The 13294-nt window shown below is 38.5% G+C and carries 11 protein-coding genes and 1 pseudogene; 9 read left to right on the top strand and 3 right to left on the bottom strand.

What is annotated here, in order from left to right:
- Nucleotides 1-57: 57 nt before the first annotated feature.
- The 4 genes and pseudogenes from UtA1_RS14290 (at nucleotide 58) to UtA1_RS14275 (ending at nucleotide 4219) form a co-directional block, all read left to right on the top strand.
- Nucleotides 58-1413, top strand: a complete 1356-nt coding sequence (locus tag UtA1_RS14290) for a transposase (protein ID WP_096551704.1) — start codon at nucleotides 58-60, stop codon at nucleotides 1411-1413.
- 78 nt (nucleotides 1414-1491) lie between these two features.
- Nucleotides 1492-2382: pseudogene (locus UtA1_RS14285) on the top strand (MMPL family transporter); the annotation flags it as partial.
- Between the two features lie 327 nt (nucleotides 2383-2709).
- Nucleotides 2710-3732: an NAD(P)H-dependent flavin oxidoreductase gene (locus UtA1_RS14280; RefSeq protein WP_096551700.1), complete on the top strand. Its 1023-nt coding sequence runs from the start codon at nucleotides 2710-2712 to the stop codon at nucleotides 3730-3732.
- A gap of 70 nt (nucleotides 3733-3802) precedes the next feature.
- A complete protein-coding gene (locus UtA1_RS14275) occupies nucleotides 3803-4219 on the top strand; it encodes a hypothetical protein (RefSeq protein WP_016838652.1) in 417 nt (138 codons plus the stop codon).
- 54 nt (nucleotides 4220-4273) lie between these two features.
- Here the strand turns inward: UtA1_RS14275 and UtA1_RS14270 are convergent, their stop codons facing one another.
- Nucleotides 4274-4594, bottom strand: a complete 321-nt coding sequence (locus UtA1_RS14270) for a thioredoxin family protein (protein ID WP_016838653.1) — start codon at nucleotides 4592-4594, stop codon at nucleotides 4274-4276.
- Between the two features lie 327 nt (nucleotides 4595-4921).
- Between UtA1_RS14270 and UtA1_RS14265 the strand changes: the two genes are divergently transcribed.
- The 5 genes from UtA1_RS14265 (at nucleotide 4922) to UtA1_RS17300 (ending at nucleotide 11585) form a co-directional block, all read left to right on the top strand.
- Entirely contained in the window at nucleotides 4922-7306 is a 2385-nt protein-coding gene (locus tag UtA1_RS14265; protein WP_096551698.1) for a 3-hydroxyacyl-CoA dehydrogenase/enoyl-CoA hydratase family protein, read from the top strand.
- A gap of 30 nt (nucleotides 7307-7336) precedes the next feature.
- Nucleotides 7337-8512: an acetyl-CoA C-acetyltransferase gene (locus UtA1_RS14260; RefSeq protein WP_016838655.1), complete on the top strand. Its 1176-nt coding sequence runs from the start codon at nucleotides 7337-7339 to the stop codon at nucleotides 8510-8512.
- A 38-nt stretch (nucleotides 8513-8550) separates the two neighbouring features.
- On the top strand, nucleotides 8551-10332 hold the full coding sequence (locus UtA1_RS14255) for an acyl-CoA dehydrogenase family protein (protein ID WP_016838656.1): 1782 nt from the start codon (nucleotides 8551-8553) through the stop codon (nucleotides 10330-10332).
- A 469-nt stretch (nucleotides 10333-10801) separates the two neighbouring features.
- Entirely contained in the window at nucleotides 10802-10945 is a 144-nt protein-coding gene (locus tag UtA1_RS17305; protein ID WP_172597780.1) for a hypothetical protein, read from the top strand.
- A 496-nt stretch (nucleotides 10946-11441) separates the two neighbouring features.
- A complete protein-coding gene (locus tag UtA1_RS17300) occupies nucleotides 11442-11585 on the top strand; it encodes a hypothetical protein (protein ID WP_172597780.1) in 144 nt (47 codons plus the stop codon).
- A 284-nt stretch (nucleotides 11586-11869) separates the two neighbouring features.
- Here the strand turns inward: UtA1_RS17300 and UtA1_RS14250 are convergent, their stop codons facing one another.
- Nucleotides 11870-12742 (bottom strand): IS3 family transposase, encoded by an 873-nt coding sequence (locus UtA1_RS14250; RefSeq protein ID WP_096550742.1) that lies wholly within the window; start codon nucleotides 12740-12742, stop codon nucleotides 11870-11872.
- On the bottom strand, nucleotides 12739-13032 hold the full coding sequence (locus UtA1_RS14245) for a helix-turn-helix domain-containing protein (protein WP_172597841.1): 294 nt from the start codon (nucleotides 13030-13032) through the stop codon (nucleotides 12739-12741). Before UtA1_RS14245 ends, UtA1_RS14250 begins: the two co-directional genes overlap by 4 nt.
- Between the last annotated feature and the right edge of the window lie 262 nt (nucleotides 13033-13294).

Here is a 13294-nt window from a genome sequence, read left to right as displayed (position 1 = left end):
AAATTTCGTTATAATGGTAGGTAACCAAACAAACCATACGAAAGAGGTGAGTACCCTATGACTATTGTAAAACAAATTTCTCTTTTTGACATCCATCAATTATTAGAAATGGAAAGTTCCCATCGTTATGATGCCATTTTTAGTGCTATCGACATTCAGCCTATATTTCAATTGTTTTCTAAAAAGACATTGAAAGGTGCACCACGTGAATTGAATTATGGTGCAATGATTCAATCGCTGATTATACGTATTGTCGAACGTATTCCAACTATCAAGGATTTAGTCAAACGTTTGGTCCATGATCCTTTATTTCGTTTCGACTGTGGATTCCTTGTGTCTGATGTCGTACCATCTGAAAGCTCTTATTCACGCATGATTCAAGTCATTAGTGAATCAGATGTGCTAGATAAAATGAACGATACACTCATCAAAACAGCGATGTTGGAAGGCTTTCTAAATGATGAACATGTCGCCATCGATGCGAGTCACTTTGAAGCTCGTGATGCGTTCACACCATCAGAAAAGAAAGCACCTAAAACTCCTAAAAAACGTGGTCGTAAAACGAAAGCTGAACGAGCTGTTTGGTTAGCCGAACAAGTAGAGAAAAAAGGAAATCAATCAACCTATGAAAAAGAACTGAAAGAACAGCTGGATATCCCATTAGAAACCCTTTGGAAGGATGTACCGATTGAGCCAAAATGGGGTGTGAAAAAGAATAGTAAAGGAAAAAATACATTCTGGTTTGGTTATAAAGCACATTTAGCTGTTTCGACGAAAAGTCAATATATCATCACTCGTTTGATGTCCTCAGGTAATTTAAGTGATTGTAAAGCTGCGATTCCATTATTGAAAAAACTTCATCACTTAGGAAACGGTCAATTTACAATAGCTATATTTGATGCTGGTTATGATGTTGAACCTATTTACCGTCAAGCCGTATCACAGTCCATGCGAGTCGTGATTCCTTACAACGTTCGCCGAGAAGGAGAATATATAGGATTCGATGAACATTTTCGTCCAACCTGTGTGCGTGAACATAGTTACCAATATGACAGCTTTGACGCTAAGTACAATACATTAAAATTCACACGTCCAAAGGAATGTGCAACTTGCCCATTACGAGAAGACACCCTTTGCCAAAAAGTTTTCAAAATCAAATGTGATATAGATATCCGTAAATTTACCTATCCAGCACGTGGGACAGAACGATGGAAACTGCTTTATCAAGAACGTACAGCAGTCGAACGCGTTAACGCTTATTTAAAGGAATACTTTCAATTAAACAATGTCCGTCATCGTACAGGAAAGAAAGCAAAAATGCATTTCAATCTGGTGACGTTAATTTATAATACCTGCAAACTAGCAGTTGATCGAATTAATGCTTTATTACAGCAACAAAACCAAGTTGCATAATTAAAAAAAAACAAAGTTTTTAGTATAGGGGTACTCTATACTTCAGAAATACTATGATTTATGAAATTGATTCATATGGTAAAAAATTTTCCTGAAGATTTACCTTCTCGTGTTGGTTTTGAAATCGTGGAAGAGAAGTTTAATAAAGGGGATTTAGCTCAAACAACTGTACTTGTTACCGGTGAAGACTTAACATTTGAAAAAATACAGGAAATTGCCCAAGATTTTTCTGAAGTTGAACAGATTGGTTCTGCTAGAGCTTCAGGAATTACCGATGATGGGAAACACGGGAAAATAACCATCTCGTTAAATGAAGATCCGTATAGTGTTGAAGCCATTGATTTTATTCAAGAGTTCCGTGAAGCCAATGCAACATATCGTTTATCCAATGACAAAAAAGTGGAATTAGAGTTTGCTGGTACAACGGCAAAATTAGTTGATGAAGAAGAAGTCAATAATCGTGATATTAAGATTATTTTTATTTTAGAAACATTCCTTATTCTAGTACTATTGCTCATTCTTACACGTTCTATTAAAATGCCGATTTATATGTTGGCAACGATTTTAATTTCCTATGCTTCTGCGTTAGGTTTAGGATTATTTTTGTTAGATTTATTCTTTGGATATGATGCAGTGTCAACTCGTGCACCGGTATATGCGTTTATCTTCTTAGTTGCATTGGGAATTGATTATAATATCATCATGGTCAGCCGTTTCATCGAAGAGCGGAAATATAAAAGTGTAAAGAATGCTTTAGAAATTGCTGTTCGAAACACAGGTGGAGTGATATCATCAGCAGGTGTGATATTAGCAGCAACCTTCGCAGCTTTAACGACAATGCCAGTAATCGATTTATTTGTTTTTGGCTTCATTGTCGCTGTCGGCATCATTATTGATACATTTTTAGTGCGAGGAATGTTATTGCCTTCTCTCATTTTATTCTTTGAACGAGATCAGAAGGGCGTCTGAAAAGTCATTTTCAGATGTCCTTTTTCAATTTGCACAAATGAATGATGAGAATATTTGTATACCCATAAATTGACAAAATATTTGTAAGATGTAAAGATAGTTGATAAAGAAGAAAAGACAAATCGTTAAGTTTTATTGTTATCAAAGAAGCGGCTCGACAATGGATGTGCAGAAACAATATCGCGATTTCCTAAAATACAACCACTTGAAGCATTTTCATTTTAAAGAGCTGTTCGGTCGTTTAAAAGGTTGAAGTTTGAAGTAACTCCTATAAATTTTTGTGAATGTCTAAAAGACTATATATTGATTGAAAGGAGTAGATATTACATGTTCAGCAACTTAAAATATCCAATAATTCAAGCGCCGATGGCAGGGGGGATTGCAACGGTCGATTTAGCTCTTGCAGTTTCACAAAATGGTGGACTTGGGTTTCTAGCAGCGGGTTATAAAACTCCAGAAGCAATCGAGCAGGAAATCATCAAATGCAAAGAAGCCGCTTTGCCTTTTGGGGTGAATATTTTTGTTCCTCAAAACGACTCCCTTGATGAGTCATTGTATTTGTATAAGGAGCGCCTTGAAGAAGATTTCCAAATTCCATTAACAATTCCAAAACCCGATGACGATTATTGGACGGAAAAATTGGAGTTAGTCAAGACGTATAAAGTCCCTTATGTTTCGTTTACATTTGGTTGTCCAACCAATGAAATCATTGAACAAATTAAAGAGAATGGCAGCTATGTAATCGTTACGGTGACCAATTTAGAGGAAGCAAAAATTGCTGTACAACAAGGAGCAGATGCAATTTGTTTACAGGGGATAGAAGCTGGAGGGCATCGAGCAACTTTTCAAAATGTGGATGAAGAATCTTATGTACCACTGATGGAATTCATATCTACGGTTCGAAAAGAAATGCCAGTTCCAATAATTGCAGCTGGAGGAATTATTAATGGAAAGGACATTCACCTCGCATTAAATGCTGGAGCAGATGCGGTGCAACTAGGTACAGCTTTCCTTTGTACAGAAGAAAGTGGAGCTAATCCAGTTTATAAACAGGCTCTTCAATCAGGAGAGTTTACAGAAACAGCTCTTACACGTACATTCTCAGGTCGACTTGCGCGGGGATTGAAAAATGAATTTATGGTAAAGTATGAAAGCATTGCACCAGCCATTTATCCCGCTGTCAATACATTAACGCAGCCGATTCGTGCAAAAGCATTGAAAGATCAAAACCCTCAAGCCATGTCACTTTGGGCAAGTACACGTTTTAAAGAGATTCAGTCAGGTACAGTAAAAGAGATATTTGACCGACTTATTAAAGAATTGGAGCTATGTCGCTCTTCATGTATTTAGACATAGGGGAAATTTGTTGTGACATATAATGATTGAAAATTCTTTCAATTTGTAGGCAAGGGGGACATTTGTGAAGAAAATTTGGCCATATGTATGGAAAATAATTTGGTTTGTTGGGTTAATTATTTTAACAATTATTAGTTATAATATTGAACAACATTTATCAAATAAAGTTCTTTATAACGTAACTCCATTAAATTGGAGTCATTTTATCATTCATTTTATTTGGGGGATTTATTTATCGCTTATTTGTATTAATAGATGGAAGATTCAGTTCAACTTTCCATTATTCATTTGCGTATTTATTCCTAGTTTTGTGTTATCGCTTTATCTTCCTTTAACTTCGGTGTCAATCATTAACATCCCTGTAGGTATGTGGTTTGCTAAAGTTTACTCTTCAGGATTGATTGAAATAGTAGCCGGTTTATCGTTAATGGTTAGCTTATTTTATCCTGCGAAAAATGAAAAAGAAAACATATTTTTATAGAAATTGAAAGGACATAACTTTTTTGATAGAAGTTATGTCCTAAATTTTTCAAAGTTACACCGTTTGCGCATCCAAAAATTGCGTTACATCTTCCGGTGTTTTGGCGTTGGCACTATGAAGGTGAGCTAATTTTTCACCGTTTTTATAAATTAATAAACTTGGAATTCCCAATACTTGATATTTTTCAGCCAGTTCTGGGAAATCATCGCGATTGATTTCGAACCATTCATACTGATTGTACTTTTCAATAATCGGATCAATAAACATGTTCATGCGTACACAATCAGGGCACCAACCTGCATAAAATTTAACTATCACTGGCTCGTCCTTGCTAATAATTTCATTAAATTGTTCAATTGACGTAATTTCTTTCAATTTTTTCGCCTCCTTACCTAGTAGTTTACACATTTTAGCGAATGTCGGAAAGAAATATGTTTGGAGTGTAAATAACAAACTATTAAAATATCAATTAATTTTTCGAAAATTTTAATAAAAGGATTGCGAAATTCTGTAAAATCATCTACACTAAATACAAGAATAGTTGCTTCATGTATTTTTTTTAAACTAGAAATGAATAGCCATTCATTTTCTTGAAAAAAACATCTTCAAATGAGGAATTGAATAAACTATGAATGAACAAAGGGGAAACTTATAGCGAAAATGAATGATTGTTCATTCAAAAGAGTGAAGGGGGAATTGTTTGTGACGTATAAAATTGAAAAAGTAGCAGTAATTGGATCTGGGGTTATGGGTTCCGGTATTGCAGCTCATTTAGTAAATATCGGTATACCAACATATATGTTGGATATTGTTCCAAAAGAACTAACGAAAGAAGAACAAGAAAAAGGATTGACACTTGAACATCCAACAGTGAGAAACCGCATTGTGAATAATGCTGTACAAAAATTGTTGAAACAAAAACCAGCTCCGCTAACTTCACCAAAAAATTTAGCACTGTTAACAGTTGGGAATTTAGAGGACGATTTAGATAAGTTAAAAGAAGTAGATTGGATTATTGAAGTAGTTGTCGAAAATCTTGATGTGAAGCGAAACTTATTCGAAAAAATAGAACAGGTGCGAAAGCCTGGTGCCATCGTTAGCTCAAACACTTCCGGAATCAGTGTAAATAAGATGGTGGAAGGCAGAACGGAAGAATTCCAAAAACATTTTTTAGGAACGCATTTTTTCAATCCGCCACGCTATCTAAAATTGCTTGAAATTATTCCTACTGAACATACATCGCCAGACGTTGTAACCTTTATGAAAAATTTTGCGGAAGATGTGTTAGGCAAAGGAGTTGTAATAGGTAAGGATACACCAAATTTCGTGGCCAACCGAATTGGTACGTATGGCTTGCATATTACACTCCATGAAATGCTAAAACGAGGATATTCAGTTGGAGAAGTAGATTCAGTAACAGGACCTTTAATTGGCAGACCGAAATCTGCAACTTTCCGGACACTTGATGTGGTAGGGTTGGATACGTTTATTCATGTGGCAAAAACAGTGTATGACCAAACTACTGGTGAAGAACAAAAAGTTTTTGAAGTTCCAGAACTGATTCATAAGTTAGTGGAAAGAGGAGCCCTCGGTGCAAAATCTGGTCAAGGTTTCTATGTGAAGAAAGGAAAAGACATTTACGAAATCGATCCAAACACGCTAGAGTATGTTCCACAAAAGAAATTAAAAGCTCCTTCCATCGAAATGGCAAAACAAACAAAAGGGTTAGATAACAAGTTAAAAACATTAGTATACGCAAATGACCGAGCTGGTGAACTACTGTGGAATATTTTTGCTCCAACATTGATCTATTCTGCAGAATTAAACGGCATTATTGCAGACAACATTGTGGAAATCGACAATGCCATGAAATGGGGATTCGGTTGGAGCCAAGGTCCGTTTGAAATGTGGGATGCAATCGGCGTAGAAAAATCCGTTGCGAAAATGGAAGAAGAAGGTCGCAATGTTCCTGAATTTGTGAAAAAACTATTAGCGAAAGGCTATAAATCATTCTATCAAGAAATAGATGGCCAATTAGCATTCTTTAATGGAGAAGATTATGAAATTATTCCTGTCAATGAAAAAGCAATTGATTTAAAACGTTACAAAAAACAGCACGGCGTTCTTAAATCAAACTCTGGTGCTAGTTTGATTGATATCGGGGACGGCATTTTACTTCTTGAATTCCATTCGAAATCAAATGCCATTGGATTAGACATCATTCAAATGATTAACTATGCAATCGATGAAGTAGAAGCAAATTACAAAGGGCTTGTCATCGGAAACCAAGGAAAGAATTTCTGCGTTGGTGCAAACCTTGGCATGATTTTAATGGAAGCGCAAGATGACAACATATTTGAACTTGATTATGTTGTGCGTGCATTCCAAAAAACGATGCGTCGCATTAAATATTCGAGAAAACCAGTTGTGGCAGCTCCGTTTGGCATGACACTCGGAGGTGGAGCGGAAGTTTGCTTGCCAGCAGCACGCATTCAAGCTTCAGCAGAAACGTATATGGGACTAGTGGAAGTTGGTGTTGGATTAATTCCAGGAGGCGGCGGAAACTTAGCTCTCTATGAAAAGGCATTGGAAGGTCTTCCAAAAGGTGTGGAAATTGATTATCAAGCCGTTGCGAATAAAGTATTTGAAACAATTGCGATGGCGAAAGTGTCCACTTCTGCGGAAGAAGCTCGAGAAAATAACTTCTTAAGTAATCAAGATGGCATTTCCGTAAATCCGGATCATCTTATTTACGATGCGAAGCAAGTAGCACTTTCCTTATATGAATCTGGTTATAAGCCACCAGTGAAAAAGAAAATCAAAGTGGTTGGTGCACCTGGTTATGCAACGATGTTGTTAGGAGCACAGAACATGTACACAGCAGGTTATATTTCAGAACACGATTTAAAAATTGCGAAAAAACTTGCTTATGTACTGGCTGGAGGCCTTGTACCATATGGAACGGAAGTAGATGAAGAATATTTGTTAAATTTAGAACGCCAAGCGTTTTTAGAGCTTGTGGCTGACCGTAAATCTCAAGAGCGTATGCAACATATGCTCGTAACTGGTAAGCCGTTGCGCAATTAATTCGGAAAAAGAAACAAAGGGGGATGTAATATGCGTGAAGCAGTTATAGTGTCAGGAGCGAGAACGCCAATTGGTAAAGCAAAAAAAGGGTCACTCGCTCAAATGCGACCAGATGATTTCGGCGCAATCGTAGTAAAAGAAGCCATTCAGCGTGCAGGCTATGAGGGAGAAATAGATGATTTAATTTTAGGATGTGCAATGCCTGAAGCGGAGCAAGGCATGAACGTAGCAAGAAATATTGGAGCATTAGCAGGACTACCAGATACAACTCCTGCGATTACAATTAATCGTTTCTGTTCTTCAGGTTTACAATCCATTGCATATGCAGCTGAAAGAATTATGCTTGGTCATGCGAAGGCTATTGTTGCTGGTGGAGTAGAGTCAATGAGCATGGTGCCAATGATGGGACACGTTGTTCGACCAAATCCAAAATTGGCAGAAGAAGCGCCACAATACTACATGAGCATGGGCCATACGGCGGAAGAAGTTGCAAAACGTTATGGTGTTAGCCGTGAAGATCAAGACGATTTTGCGGTGCGTTCTCACGAATTGGCTTATAAGGCGATTCAAGAAGGAAAATTCAACGATGAGATTGTTCCAATTGATGTTGTACAGCATTACGTTGATGAGAATAACACGTTAAAAGAAAAACGCTTTACATTTTCTATGGATGAAGGGGTACGACCAGATACATCGAAAGAAGTTTTAAGTAAACTGCGTCCAGCATTCAGTATAAATGGAACGGTAACAGCGGGTAATGCTTCACAAACTTCTGACGGGGCTGCAGCACTTCTTGTGATGGATCGAGAAGAAGCTGAAAAGCAGGGATTAAAACCGATGGCAAAATTCTTAAGCTTTGCAGTGGGCGGCGTTCCACCTGAAGTGATGGGAATTGGACCAATTGAAGCAGTGCCAAAAGCGTTAAAACTTGCAGGGTTAAAACAAGAGGATATCGACTTATGGGAACTAAATGAAGCATTTGCTTCTCAATCTATTCAAGTTATTCGTCATCTTGGTCTCGATCTTAATAAAGTTAATGTAAATGGCGGTGCGATTGCGTTAGGACACCCGCTTGGAGCGACGGGAGCAATATTGACGTTAAAGCTAATCCATGAATTAAGACGACAAGAAAAGAAATATGGCGTTGTTACGATGTGTATCGGTGGCGGTATGGGAGCTGCTGGCGTGTTGGAAGTTCTATATTAATCAATTTGTTAGCAATAAATCGATAGGGAGGAATTGACATGGTTCAAACAACAGATTTTGTAAAGGGTGGAAGTTTTTTAATTGAAGATGTAGATTTAGAAAAAGTATTTACACCTGAAGATTTTACTGAAGAACATTTAATGATTGCTAAAACGACGGAAGAGTTTGTAGAAAATGAAGTATTGCCGTTAATAGATAAATTGGAAAATCATGAATTTGAACACTCCGTAAAATTAATGAAACAAGCAGGTGAACTAGGGCTACTTGCTGCAGACATTCCTGAAGAATATGAAGGTCTTGGATTAGATAAAATTACATCAGCTCTTATCGGCGAAAAAATGTCTCGCGCAGGAGGCTTTAGCTTAACGCACGGTGCTCATGTAGGAATTGGATCATTACCGATTGTCCTGTTTGGAAATGACGATCAAAAGAAAAAATATTTACCGAAATTGGCTAGCGGTGAATGGATTGCTGCATACGCATTAACAGAGCCAGGATCCGGTTCAGATGCGTTAGGTGCAAAAACAACTGCGAAATTAAATGAGGCAGGAACTCATTATATTCTTAACGGTGAAAAACAATGGATTACGAACTCAGGCTTTGCAGATGTATTCGTTGTGTATGCGAAGGTAGATGGTGAGCATTTTACAGCATTCATCGTTGAACGTTCATTCCCTGGCGTTTCTGTTGGTGCAGAAGAGAAGAAAATGGGTATTAAATCTTCATCTACTCGTACATTGATTTTAGAAGATGTACCAGTTCCAGTGGAAAATGTATTAGGGGAAATTGGTCGAGGACATGTTGTGGCATTCAACATTTTAAATATCGGTCGTTATAAATTAGGTATTGGTACAGTGGGTGCATCAAAAAGAGCATTGGAGCTAGCAATCCAATATACAAATCAACGCAAACAATTTAACACACCGATTTCTAGCTTCAATTTAACAAAAGAAAAAATTGCGACAATGGCATCTGAACTATATGCTTCTGAATCGTTGAATTACCGTACAGTAGGATATTTCGAAGATCGTTTTAGCAAACTTTCTTCTGAAGAATTAAAAGATGGTAAAGCGGTAGCAAAAGCTGTTGCGGAATATGCAATTGAATGCTCGATTGCAAAAGTTGTTGGTTCTGAAACATTAGATTACATTGCGGATGAAGCAGTACAGCTTCATGGTGGATATGGTTTTATGTCTGAATATGAAGTGGAACGCATTTACCGCGACTCCCGTATCAACCGTATTTTCGAAGGAACAAATGAAATTAACCGTTTAATAGTACCTGGTACATTCATGAAAAAAGCATTGAAAGGAGAACTTCCTTTATTACAAGTTGCTCAAAACTTGCAACAAGAACTTCTCATGCTCATGCCTGAAGAGGTTAGCGATGAGCCATTAGCACAAGAAAAATATCTTGTGAAAAATGCGAAGAAAATTGGTATCTTAGCTGCTGGTGTTGCTGCTCAACGCTTCGGTACAAAACTTGAACAGGAACAAGAGGTATTGGTAAATATTGCGAATATCGCAAACTTTGTATATGCAATGGAATCAGCAGTATTACGCACTGCAAAAGCAATTGAACGCGACGGACTTGAAAAAGCGAAGCAAAAATTACTATATACTCAAATTTATTGCCAAGAAGCCTTTGCTGAAATTGAAAAAGAGGCAAAAGAAATTGTCATTGCTTCTGTTGAGGGAGATAATGCACGTATAACACTTTCTGCTTTACGTAAATTAACTCGTCACAATCCTTATAATTTAATCTTGAAAAAACGTGAAGCTGCTGAACGACTAATTGCAGCAGAAAAATATATCGTGTAATGGTAGAGAGCTGCTCACAAGTGAATCACTTGTGGGTAGCTTTTTTGGTGCGCCCGGCATGTACATGAACTATAGGGTGTAAGTCCCGAACCCCGAAGACAGAAGTAGAGGTTAGCCAAGAGCAAGGGTGTCCGTGGTGACGCGGAATCTGAAGGAAGCTGGAGGCAAAACACCGGTCCGAGGAACACGAACCTCATATAAGGCTAGGTATGATTGAGTGAGTTTGCCAAACAAAACAAAGCTCTTTCTGTCGAAGGTCATATCGAGTAAATGAGGCGGATAGATGGTGTGAAAGTGCATGTACTTACCCGGGGAGGTCTGGCGGATAGGTGAAGTACGCTTCATAACCTACTTAGTGATAAGTAGCTGAACCGTCAGAAGTCAGCAGAGGTCATAGTATTAGTTGGTCTAGAACAACTGAGAAGGACCGAACAATTAAGAGAGAATAGCCCTTGGCATTCAGTGAGTCATGATGAACACAGAAAACGTAGTACCTCACTTGAGGAAGGAAGCGGTGAATCCCGTGGGAGACCTCTTGGAGGGTGGAGTGACCACTGGCATAAGAAGACAAGCTATTCACGGAAGTTATGAAAACTTGCGTCAATTATCTTAATTGAACCGCCGTATACGGAACCGTACGTACGGTGGTGTGAGAGGACGGGAGTTAATCGCTCCCTCCTACTCGATGTGCGCCCGGCATGTACATGAACTATAGGGTGTAAGTCCCGAACCCCGAAGACAGAAGTAGAGGTTAGCCAAGAGCAAGGGTGTCCGTGGTGACGCGGAATCTGAAGGAAGCTGGAGGCAAAACACCGGTCCGAGGAACACGAACCTCATATAAGGCTAGGTATGATTGAGTGAGTTTGCCAAACAAAACAAAGCTCTTTCTGTCGAAGGTCATATCGAGTAAATGAGGCGGATAGATGGTGTGAAAGTGCATGTACTTACCCGGGGAGGTCTGGCGGATAGGTGAAGTACGCTTCATAACCTACTTAGTGATAAGTAGCTGAACCGTCAGAAGTCAGCAGAGGTCATAGTATTAGTTGGTCTAGAACAACTGAGAAGGACCGAACAATTAAGAGAGAATAGCCCTTGGCATTCAGTGAGTCATGATGAACACAGAAAACGTAGTACCTCACTTGAGGAAGGAAGCGGTGAATCCCGTGGGAGACCTCTTGGAGGGTGGAGTGACCACTGGCATAAGAAGACAAGCTATTCACGGAAGTTATGAAAACTTGCGTCAATTATCTTAATTGAACCGCCGTATACGGAACCGTACGTACGGTGGTGTGAGAGGACGGGAGTTAATCGCTCCCTCCTACTCGATTCTTTATAGAGTGAAGAATAACTGCACAAGCAAGGGTTGTATCTGCAGAATGGGTTATCTGCACGAGCAAGGGAGCTATCTGCACAAGTGAAGGGGGTATCTGCACGAGTAGAGATTGTATCTGCACAAGTGAAGGGGGTATCTGCACGAGTAGAGATGCTCATGCTCCTGTCAAGTAGACATTTTTATCCGCCCCGTATTAATCCAAATTTATGCTGCTTTTGTTCTATATTCCATCGGGCTCATTTTTAGTTTAGTTACGATACGTTTGGTGTTATAATAATTAATATAGTTTTCTACTGCTTCGTAAATTTCTCGTACAGTTTCGGGTTGACTAAAACATCCAAGTTCAACCTTCAGATGACTAAAGAAATTTTCAATGCAGGCATTGTCCCAGCAGTTGCCTCTGCGGGACATGGATTGAGTTATCTCCATCTCACGGAGATACTCTTGATAATCGGGATTAGTAAAGTGAGTGCCTTGGTCACTATGGAGAATCGCTCCTTTACTATATCCCCTTTTTTTAAGCATTTCTAAGGCGCGATACACTAATTTCATTTCCAAACTTGTCCCCATTGAATAAGCCACGATTTCCTCATTAAATAAGTCTTTAATGGCACAGAGATATACCCATTTTTGACGTCCTCTTTTCACGCGAATATACGTAATATCAATGGAAAACTTTACTCCTTCTCGAATGGCTTTGAAGTTACGGCTAAGAAGATTGGGAATTTTTCCATGAACACTTGGACGATATCTAAATTTCTTTTGGCGAATTTTGCATACCAATCCATATTTCCTCATTAAACGGGCAATCCGTTTTTCATTGATGACTAACCCATATTGTCTTTCCAATTCAATTTTGATTCGTTTTCTCCCCACAGTACCACGGTGATCGTTAAACACCTTTAGGATATAAGGGATTAACCGTTCATCAATTTGATCACGATGTTTTTCTCCATTTCTCTTTAACCATTTATAATAACCCGCACGGGATACATTGGCGATTTCCGCTAAAATAGAAATCGGATATTGTTCTGCGTAAGCGTGAATAAAGGCAAATTGTTGTTCTTTATCATTCACCCCTTTCTTAGATCTAACAACTTTTTTAAGTATTCGTTCTCCAACTGTAATAGAAGATATTTTTCTTCCAAAGATTTTTCAACAGGCGACTGTTTCTGTTTAGCTACTTTTTCTCTTTTGGTTAAGAGAGCTTCATAGCCTCCTTCTTTCACAATTTTCACCCATTCAGAGACTCTTCTCCGATGAATGTTATATATTTTAGCTACCTCTGTGGAAGAATACCCTTCGAAATATTTTTCAATGACTTGTTTTTTGAATTCAAATGTGTAATATCGATATTTTTTCGCCATTTCCATATCCTCCATTCATGTACGAAGTACGCCACCATTGACACCTACCTGATTGTCCGTAGTGATTGTAGATTGCAGATGATCTCAAAAAATAGCTCCTTGCGCTCACTCCGTTTGTCATTGTACTACGGACAGATCGATTCTAAGTACTTGTTGGCGGGGCCCCGACCCCATCCACCAAGTACTAAGAATCGTGGTAGGTGTCAATGGCATTGCAGCTACGCTGTGGCTTTTTAATAAACCCAATAAATTCCCACATTTT

It is taken from the genome of Ureibacillus thermosphaericus (genome assembly GCF_002370195.2).
GTDB classification, from domain to species: domain Bacteria; phylum Bacillota; class Bacilli; order Bacillales_A; family Planococcaceae; genus Ureibacillus; species Ureibacillus thermosphaericus.
Note: the sequence above shows the minus strand (reverse complement) of the source record. Positions and strands in the feature narration are given on the sequence as shown.